Annotated in this window: 8 protein-coding genes; 4 read left to right on the top strand and 4 right to left on the bottom strand. The window is 62.1% G+C overall.

The window, feature by feature from the left end; genetic code table 11:
- Positions 1 to 85: 85 nt before the first annotated feature.
- The 4 genes from ACKTSJ_RS10820 to ACKTSJ_RS10805 are packed head-to-tail and all read right to left on the bottom strand — an operon-like array spanning position 86 to position 5,174.
- Positions 86 to 268 (bottom strand): hypothetical protein, encoded by a 183-nt coding sequence (locus ACKTSJ_RS10820; protein ID WP_407900128.1) that lies wholly within the window; start codon positions 266 to 268, stop codon positions 86 to 88.
- Between the two features lie 3 nt (positions 269 to 271).
- Positions 272 to 1,210, bottom strand: a complete 939-nt coding sequence (locus ACKTSJ_RS10815; RefSeq protein ID WP_407900126.1) for a carbohydrate kinase family protein — start codon at positions 1,208 to 1,210, stop codon at positions 272 to 274.
- A gap of 32 nt (positions 1,211 to 1,242) precedes the next feature.
- Entirely contained in the window at positions 1,243 to 3,969 is a 2,727-nt protein-coding gene (locus ACKTSJ_RS10810) for a cation-transporting P-type ATPase (RefSeq protein ID WP_407900125.1), read from the bottom strand.
- Complete coding sequence (locus tag ACKTSJ_RS10805; protein ID WP_407900123.1) at positions 3,966 to 5,174, bottom strand: cation:proton antiporter; 1,209 nt, start codon at positions 5,172 to 5,174, stop codon at positions 3,966 to 3,968. Before ACKTSJ_RS10805 ends, ACKTSJ_RS10810 begins: the two co-directional genes overlap by 4 nt.
- Positions 5,175 to 5,367: 193 nt before the next feature.
- Here ACKTSJ_RS10805 and ACKTSJ_RS10800 point away from each other — a divergent pair, with 193 nt between their 5' ends.
- From ACKTSJ_RS10800 to ACKTSJ_RS10785, 4 genes are all read left to right on the top strand, one after another.
- A complete protein-coding gene (locus ACKTSJ_RS10800) occupies positions 5,368 to 5,688 on the top strand; it encodes an ArsR/SmtB family transcription factor (RefSeq protein WP_407900121.1) in 321 nt (106 codons plus the stop codon).
- A 22-nt stretch (positions 5,689 to 5,710) separates the two neighbouring features.
- Positions 5,711 to 6,208 (top strand): arsenate reductase ArsC, encoded by a 498-nt coding sequence (locus tag ACKTSJ_RS10795; protein ID WP_407900119.1) that lies wholly within the window; start codon positions 5,711 to 5,713, stop codon positions 6,206 to 6,208.
- 80 nt (positions 6,209 to 6,288) lie between these two features.
- Positions 6,289 to 7,311, top strand: a complete 1,023-nt coding sequence (gene arsB / locus ACKTSJ_RS10790; RefSeq protein ID WP_407900117.1) for an ACR3 family arsenite efflux transporter — start codon at positions 6,289 to 6,291, stop codon at positions 7,309 to 7,311.
- A gap of 1 nt (position 7,312) precedes the next feature.
- Positions 7,313 to 7,849, top strand: a complete 537-nt coding sequence (locus ACKTSJ_RS10785; RefSeq protein WP_407900115.1) for a sigma-70 family RNA polymerase sigma factor — start codon at positions 7,313 to 7,315, stop codon at positions 7,847 to 7,849.
- Positions 7,850 to 8,194 lie beyond the last annotated feature (345 nt).

The following is an 8,194-nucleotide window of genomic DNA, read 5'->3' as shown; positions in this document are numbered from 1 at the left end:
TGCGATGACGAGTGGATGAGCGGAAAAATCTATTTGAACATGAACACCTGATGCACGACCTCAAGAATTTTGCTCGTGAGAACTTTTACAGAAAAGGTGTTGCACAATCGGCCGTGTTGAGCTTGAGGAAATAGCGCGCACCGTCCGCACCTTCCAGCAGGAACGACCGGTTAATGTCCCCGCCGCCGACGGGCACGACACGCAGCAACTCGAATGGACGCGGCGTGGCGGCACAGATGGACGCTACGACCGCATGTGCCAGCGGCATGTTTTACAGCGTGATGCGTGAGCCAAAATGTTCCCTGTACAGGTCGGCCAATTCCATGCGCGTGTATTTGTGGTTCTGCCCGCCACGGCTGCCGATCTTGAGCGAGCCCATCAGCGAAGCGAGCCGCCCCGTCATCTCCCAATCCCAGCCTTTCTGGATGCCGTGCAGCAGGCCCGCGCGATAGGCATCGCCGCAGCCGGTGGGATCGACGATGGCGGCGGGTTTGGGGGTGGGGATGGTGAATTCCTTGCCGTCGGCGTGAATCAGCGAGCCGTCCGCGCCGAGGGTGACGATCAGCGCCTTGACCCGGTCTGCGATCTGCTTCAGCGTCTTACCGGTCTTGTCCTGCAGCATCTTGGCCTCGTAATCGTTGACGGTGACGTAGCTGGCTTGCTCGACCAGGCGCAGCAACTCTGCGCCGGAGAACATCGGCATGCCCTGACCGGGGTCGAACACGAAAGGAATGTCGCGCTCGGCGAACTCCAGCGCGTGCTGGATCATGCCCTCGCGCCCGTCCGGCGAGACGATGCCCAAGGTCACGTCATGCGCCAGGGACACGCTGTTCAGATGGGAATGCCCCATCGCGCCCGGATGGAACGCCGTGATCTGGTTGTCGTCGAGGTCGGTGGTGATGAAAGCCTGTCCGGTGAAGGTGCCGGGCACCAGGCGAATGTGATCCTGTGCCAGTCCCAGATTGGACAAGCGCTGGGCATAGGGAGCGAAGTCGTCGCCCACGGTGGCCATGATGAGCGGATGCCCGCCCAGCAGTTGCAGATTGTAGGCGATGTTGCCGGCACAGCCGCCGTATTCGCGGCGCATCTCGGGCACCAGGAAGGCGACGTTCAGGATATGGATCTGGTCGGGCAGGATGTGTTTCTTGAACTGGTCCTTGAACACCATGATGGTGTCATAGGCCATGGAACCGCAGATGAGAGTCTTCATGTCGCCGCCGCAAAGTGGTTGAGAGATGCGGATTATAACCGCGCGGCCGTCCGCGCACGGCGGCCCCGGATCGCCCCTTTTTCCAGTTCCACCGCCATGAACAACAGCGCACCAAAACCAAGAATCAAGGCCAAGGCCGCCGCATCCAGTGCGACCACGCCGAACATCTCCTGCATGAAGGGCAAATAGGTGAAGCCCAGTTGCACGACGACCAGCACCGCGATGCTGAGCAACACGTAAGGATTGCCGGTGAAATCCTGCCAGCTGCGCACCGGCCCCAGCAGATAGCGGCAGTTGAACAGGTAGGTGATCTCGCCGGCCACCAGCGCGTTCACCGCCACCGTGCGCGCCATCTCCAGGCTGTCGCCGCGCGCGAGCTCCCACCGGAACAGTGCGACCACTCCCGCCGCCAACAGCGCCGAGACAAAAGCGATGCGCCAGATCATGAAGCGCGACAGGATGGGCTCATCCGCCGCACGCGGCGAACGGCGCATCACGTCCGGCTCAGCCTGCTCGAACGACAGCGCCAGCGCCAGCGTCACCGCCGTCACCATGTTCACCCAGAGAATCTGCACCGGTGTCAGCGGCAGCGCCATGCCGAACAGGATGGCGATCAGCACGATGCCGGCCTCGCCGCCGTTGGTCGGCAGGATGAACACGATGGCCTTCTTGATGTTGTCGTAGATGGTTCGGCCCTCGCTCACCGCGTGCGCGATGGTGGCGAAGTTGTCGTCGGCCAGCACCATCTCCGCCGCTTCCTTGGCGACCTCGGTGCCCTTCATTCCCATCGCCACGCCGATGTCGGCGCGCTTCAGCGCGGGCGCGTCATTCACCCCGTCGCCGGTCATGGCGACGATCTCGCCGTTGGCCTGCATGGCCGTGACCAGCCGCAACTTGTGTTCCGGGCTGGAACGGGCGAACACGTCTACCTCGCGCACCGCGTGGCGCAGCGCCTCATCATCCAGCGCATCGAGTTGCGCACCGGTCAGGACCCTCACCCCCGGCCCCTCTCCCGGGGGGAGAGGGGAGACGCCGATGCCGAGCCGGGCGGCGATGGCGCGCGCGGTGTCGGCGTGGTCGCCGGTAATCATCTTGACGCGGATGCCTGCAGATTTGCAGTCGCGCACGGCGGTGATGGCTTCCTCGCGCGGCGGGTCGCTGATGCCGACCATGCCCAGCAAGGTGAAACCGCCTTCCATGTCGGCGAAGTTCAGCGTGCGCTGCGCGCCGTCCACCGGCTTCATCGCCAGCGCCAGCACACGCTGGCCGAGCGCGCCGACCTCGGCCATCTTGCCGTGCCACCAGGCCAGGTCGAGCGCCTCGTCCTCGCCATGGCCACGCTGCCGGTTGCACATCGCCAGCACCTGCTCCACCGCACCTTTGACGAAGATGAAGGCGTGGCCGCTGCGGTCGTGGTGCAGCGTCGCCATGAAACGGTGTTCGGACTCGAACGGGATGTGGTCGGTGCGCGGCAGTGCGCCGTGTTCGAAAGCGACGTCCAGCCCGGCCTTCAGCGCCAGCGGGATCAGCGCGCCCTCGGTCGGGTCGCCCACGATCTGCCATTGCCCTTCGGTCTCATGCAGCTGCGCGTCGTTGCACAGCAGGCCGGCGCGGAACAGGTCGAGCGTTTCCGGATGATTGACGATGCCGACTTCCCGGCCCGCGCTGGCGAAGCCGCCATGCGGCGCGTAGCCGTTGCCGCTCACTTCCAACACATGCCCGGAAGCGATCACGCGCTGCACGGTCATCTCGTTCCGGGTCAGCGTGCCGGTCTTGTCGGTACAGATGACGGTGACCGAACCCAGCGATTCCACAGCGGGCAGGCGGCGCACGATGGCACTGCGCTTCGCCATGCGCTGCACGCCCAGCGCCAGCGTGATGGTCAGCACGGCGGGCAGCCCTTCCGGGATCGCCGCCACCGCCATGCTCACCGCGGCGAGGAACATGTCGCTGAGGCCGTAGTGGTGCACCAGCCAGCCAAACAGGAAAGTGACGGCGGACAAACCGAGGATGGCGACCGTCAGCCAGCGCCCGAACACTTCCATCTGGCGCAGCAGCGGTGTGGTCAGTGTCTGCACCTCTTGCAGCATGGCGCTGATGCGTCCGATCTCGGTATCGTCGGCGGTCGCCACCACCACACCCGTGCCCTGGCCGTACACCACCAGCGTACCGGAATAGGCCATGCAGAAACGGTCGCCCAGCGCGGCTTCGGCAGCCACCGGCGTGGTGCCTTTCTCGACGGCGGTCGATTCGCCGGTCAGTGCCGCTTCCTCGATGCGCAGGTTCTTCGCTTTCAGCAGGCGCAGGTCGGCCGGCACCTTGTCGCCGGAAGCGAGCAGCACGATGTCGCCCGGCACCAGCATCTCGGCCGGCGCCACGATGCGCTTGCCACCGCGCAAGACGGCGGCTTCCGGCGACAGCATGCGGCGGATGGCGTCCATCGCCTGTTCTGCCTTGCCTTCCTGGATGAAACCAATGATGGCATTGATCACCACCACGCCCACGATCACGGCCGTGTCCACCCAGTGTGCGAGCAGCGCGGTAACGACTGCGGCGGCCAACAGCACATAGATCAGCACGTTGTGGAATTGCAGCAGGAAGCGCCTCAGCGGCCCGCGTTTGGCGGGCGGCGTGAGGCGGTTGGGGCCATGCTCGGCGAGGCGGCGCGCCGCTTCGCCTGCCGTCAATCCGGTGTGACGGCCCTGTTGCACAGAGAGCGTTTCCTCCGCCGTCAGCCTATGCCACTCGGGTTGAGTCATGTCTGCCGACCGTAGAACCACTTGAGCAGGAAGGGCGGCGTCATGGTGGTAAGCGCGATGACGATGAGCATCGCCGCATACAATTCGCCGTTGAGGATGCCCTGGCTGAAGCCGAGCTGCGCAAAGATCAGACCCACTTCCCCGCGCGGTATCATCGACAGGCCGATGGCGATCTGGTGGTGGCGCGGCTCATGGATAAAGAAGCCGGCCGCGAACTTGCCGAGGAAGCCGACCAGCAACAGCGAGCCCGCCAACATCCAGACGAACGCTGAACCCCAGTTCACTTCGCTCAGGTTCAGCGACACGCCGACCATCACAAAGAACAGCGGCGAAAAGGTGTGGATCAGCGGGCGCATCTGTTCTTCCAGGCGGTGCGCCAGTTTGGGGCTGGGCTGGAAAGTGTTGTGCTGGCCGAACAGGGGGAGTTTGAAGCCGAAATGCTGGCTGAAGGCCAGACCCGCGGCGAACCCGCCCATGATCTCCGGCGCGCCGACCGCGTGCGCCAGCCAGGAAAACAGCAGGATCAATGACAGCGCCATGGTCAGCAGCAGGCCCGGCGAAGAGGCGCGCTGATCGAGCCGGTCAATCACCACCGCCGCGAGTTTGGCCGCGACCGGGGCGAGCAGCATGAACAGCACGATGTATAAACTCACCTCGCCCAGTGCCTTGATGGAAACTTCGTGCCCCACCGCGAACTGGTACAGAAAAGCCAGCGTCAGCACCCCGAGGATGTCGTCCAGCACGGCGGCGCCAATCACGATCTGCGCTTCATCGGTCTGACGGCGACCGAGATCATCCAGCACGCGCACCGTGATGCCGATGCTGGTTGCCGTCAGGGTGCCGCCGATAAACAGCGCGGTCAGATTGGATAAACCAAACAGCCACGCACTTACGCCGTAACCCAGGGCAAACGGCAAGGCAAAACCAACCACCGCGACGATATAGGGCTTGGCGCCGGAACGGGCCAGACGCGACAGATTGGTATCCATGCCCACTTCGAACAGCAACAGGATGATGCCGATCTCCGCCAGCAGCCTCATCGTGGTGTCGGGGCTGACCCAGCCCAGCAGCGAAGGGCCGATCAAGAGGCCGGCCAACAGTTCGCCAATCACAGAGGGAATGCCAAAACGCGCCACGGTCTCCGACAGCAGGCGCGCCGCGATCAGGATGATCGCGAGGAAGAGAAAAAATTGGTGCAGTTCCATGGCTTCAATTTCCTGATAAGGGAATGAACATCTTACCCGAGGGTAACGCCGGACGTGAGCTTCCGTAAATTCATTTTGCGCGCGAATCGCGGCGGCGCGGGTTCGCTTGCCTGGCCGGTTGTCAATTCTGCCGTTTGTGTGTTTTAATGCCGCCATCATTTCAATAGTTGTTGAATCATAAAGGTGTTTGAGGATGAAATCTGCGCATGCAGTGAGGGCGTTGGCGGCACTGGCGCAAACCACGCGTCTGGCCATTTATCGCCTCCTGGTGAGTGCCGGGCCGGAGGGCATGGCGGCGGGCGAAGTGGCGGCGAAGCTGAAGGTCTCGCCTGCCAATCTGTCCTTCCACTTCAAGGCGCTGTCCCATGCCGGGCTGGTGGAAAGCCGGCAGGACGGGCGCTTCATTTATTACGCCGCCAACTTTACGGTGATGAACGGCATGGTGGATTACCTCACCGAAAACTGCTGTGGCGGGCATGACGGAATTTGCAAGACCCCGACAAAGAAATGTTGATTACTTCATAAGGAAGACTGAAATGAGTGAAAAGCAATACAACGTACTGATCTTGTGCACCGGCAATTCGGCCCGCAGCGTGTTGGGCGAAGTGCTGTTCAATGCGTTGGGCAAAGGCAAATTCAGGGCCTGGAGCGCGGGCAGCAAACCGGCGGGTAAGGTGAATCCGGGCGCAATCGAGTGGTTGCAAACACGGGGCTACAGCACCGAAGGCTTGCGCAGCAAGAGCTGGGACGAATTCGCCGCGCCCGGCGCGCCCGAATTCGATTTCGTCATCACCGTTTGCGATAACGCGGCGGGCGAAGTTTGCCCGGTGTGGTACGGCGCGCCGGTCAGGGCGCACTGGGGCATCCCCGATCCGGCGCATGTCGAGGGCGATGCAGCGCGCCGCGCCGCCTTTAACAAGGCGGGAGAACAGTTGACGCGTCGCATCGGCTTGTTCATGGCATTGCCCATCAAGCAGCTCGATAGGGCGGGATTGCAGGAGAAGTTGAACGAAATCGGCAAAATCATGGATTAAGGCGAGGATGAAGACCCCGCGGATATCGATGCTTCGCGCGTATTAACCCAACTCCTTTTAAGTCAAATTCAGGAAACATCATGAATCGCTTCGAACGCTATCTCACCCTCTGGGTCTTTCTCTGCATCATCGTCGGCGTGGTGCTGGGGCAGACCATCCCCGCCCCGTTCCACTGGCTCGGCGAACTGGAGATCGCCAAGGTCAACCTCCCCGTCGGGATTTTGATCTGGGTGATGATCATCCCCATGCTGTTGCGCATCGACTTCGGCACTCTGCACGAGGTCGGCAAACACTGGCGCGGCATCGGCGTGACGCTGTTCATCAACTGGGCGGTGAAACCGTTTTCGATGGCGTTGCTGGGCTGGATTTTCATCCGCCATCTGTTCGCGCCGTATCTGCCTGCCGACCAGCTCGACAGCTATGTCGCGGGACTCATCCTGCTGGCCGCCGCCCCCTGCACCGCGATGGTGTTCGTGTGGAGCCGGCTGGTGAATGGCGAGCCGCTGTTCACCCTGAGCCAGGTCGCGCTCAACGATGCCATCATGATCGTCGCCTTCGCGCCCATCGTCGCCCTGCTGCTGGGCATGTCCGCCATCAGCGTGCCGTGGGATACCCTGCTCACCTCCGTGGTGCTGTACATCGTCATCCCCGTCATCATTGCGCAACTGCTGCGCAAGGCGTTGCTGGCCAAAGGACAGGTAGCCTTCGAGCAAACCCTGGCCAGGATCGGCCCGTGGTCGATTTCCGCACTCCTGCTCACCCTGGTGTTGCTGTTCGCCTTCCAGGGCAAGGCCATCGTCGAACAACCGCTCGTCATCCTGATGCTCGCCGTGCCCATCACCATCCAGGTCTATTTCAACTCCGCGTTCGCCTATTGGCTCAACCGGCGCGTGGGCGAAGCGCATTGCGTCGCCGGACCCTCGGCGTTGATCGGCGCATCCAACTTTTTCGAGTTGGCGGTCGCGGCGGCCATCAGCCTGTTCGGGTTCCAGTCCGGCGCGGCACTCGCCACCGTGGTGGGCGTGCTGATCGAAGTGCCGGTCATGTTGAGCGTGGTGGCGATCGTCAAGCGCAGCCAGAATTGGTACCAATCCGGAATTTGACATGAGCGGAGAATTTTCCTGCATCCTCAATGCCTGGCGCGCCCATGAGCCTGAGCTGCGCGGCTATCTGATCCACCGCATGAGCGACCCGCATGCAGCGGAAGATTTGCTCCAGGAAGTTTTCGTCAAGGCCATGCGCCAGGGCAAAGATTTTTGCAGTCTGGCAAATGCCCGCGCCTGGCTGTTCCAGGTGGCGCGCAACGCGCTGGTCGATCATCAACGCCTGCACAAGGAAACCATCGAAGTCTCCGAAGAACTCCCCGCACCCGAAGCCCCCGCCGAACCCCTGGTCGCGTTGAGTGCCTGCGTGGCGCGCGTGCTTACCGAACTGTCCCCCGAAGACCGCGACATCATCGAACAATGCGATCTCAACGGCGCGAAGCAGTCGGACTATGCCAAATCGCACGGCTTGTCCCTGGCGGCCACCAAATCACGCCTGCTGCGCGCCAGAGCGCGTATGGGCGAAACGCTTTCCACCAACTGCAAGGTCGAATTCGATCCGGAAGGGCGCGTGGTCGGGCATGTGCCGCGCAAATAAAACGCAGCTCTCAAGCTCGGCATTTCCTGCCCCCCTTGCAAAGGCGGGGGAAAGAGAGAATTCGGTGTTTTGATTTGACGGAGCCTCTGTGCGGGAGCGGCAAAAAGATCAATGTATGAGTTGTTGGTAGAGTCGGTAACGTGCGGGACTCACCTCCTTCGTGCTAGCATCCGCCGATAACAAAAAACGCTAACAGGGAACACGAATGCTTTGGATTGCCCCTTCTGAAAAAGAGAGCCTGTCATAAATTTTGTGTTTGAGGCATAACATGCAACCTGAAAGGAACATGTATGCCAAGCAAAACGAGCAAGAAGCAAGCTGCGGTTCTACCGCGCATTCCGAAGG

This window comes from Ferrigenium sp. UT5, from assembly GCF_045866295.1.
Classification (GTDB): domain Bacteria; phylum Pseudomonadota; class Gammaproteobacteria; order Burkholderiales; family Gallionellaceae; genus Sideroxyarcus.
This window is presented reverse-complemented; position numbering and strand designations above follow the sequence as displayed.

Coding starts and splice junctions, on each gene's coding strand:
- ACKTSJ_RS10820 (WP_407900128.1), bottom strand. CDS start 268: ATGCCGCTGGCACATGCGGTCGTAGCGTCCATCTGTGCCGCCACGCCG.
- ACKTSJ_RS10815 (WP_407900126.1), bottom strand. CDS start 1,210: ATGAAGACTCTCATCTGCGGTTCCATGGCCTATGACACCATCATGGTG.
- ACKTSJ_RS10810 (WP_407900125.1), bottom strand. CDS start 3,969: ATGACTCAACCCGAGTGGCATAGGCTGACGGCGGAGGAAACGCTCTCT.
- ACKTSJ_RS10805 (WP_407900123.1), bottom strand. CDS start 5,174: ATGGAACTGCACCAATTTTTTCTCTTCCTCGCGATCATCCTGATCGCG.
- ACKTSJ_RS10800 (WP_407900121.1), top strand. CDS start 5,368: ATGAAATCTGCGCATGCAGTGAGGGCGTTGGCGGCACTGGCGCAAACC.
- ACKTSJ_RS10795 (WP_407900119.1), top strand. CDS start 5,711: ATGAGTGAAAAGCAATACAACGTACTGATCTTGTGCACCGGCAATTCG.
- arsB (WP_407900117.1), top strand. CDS start 6,289: ATGAATCGCTTCGAACGCTATCTCACCCTCTGGGTCTTTCTCTGCATC.
- ACKTSJ_RS10785 (WP_407900115.1), top strand. CDS start 7,313: ATGAGCGGAGAATTTTCCTGCATCCTCAATGCCTGGCGCGCCCATGAG.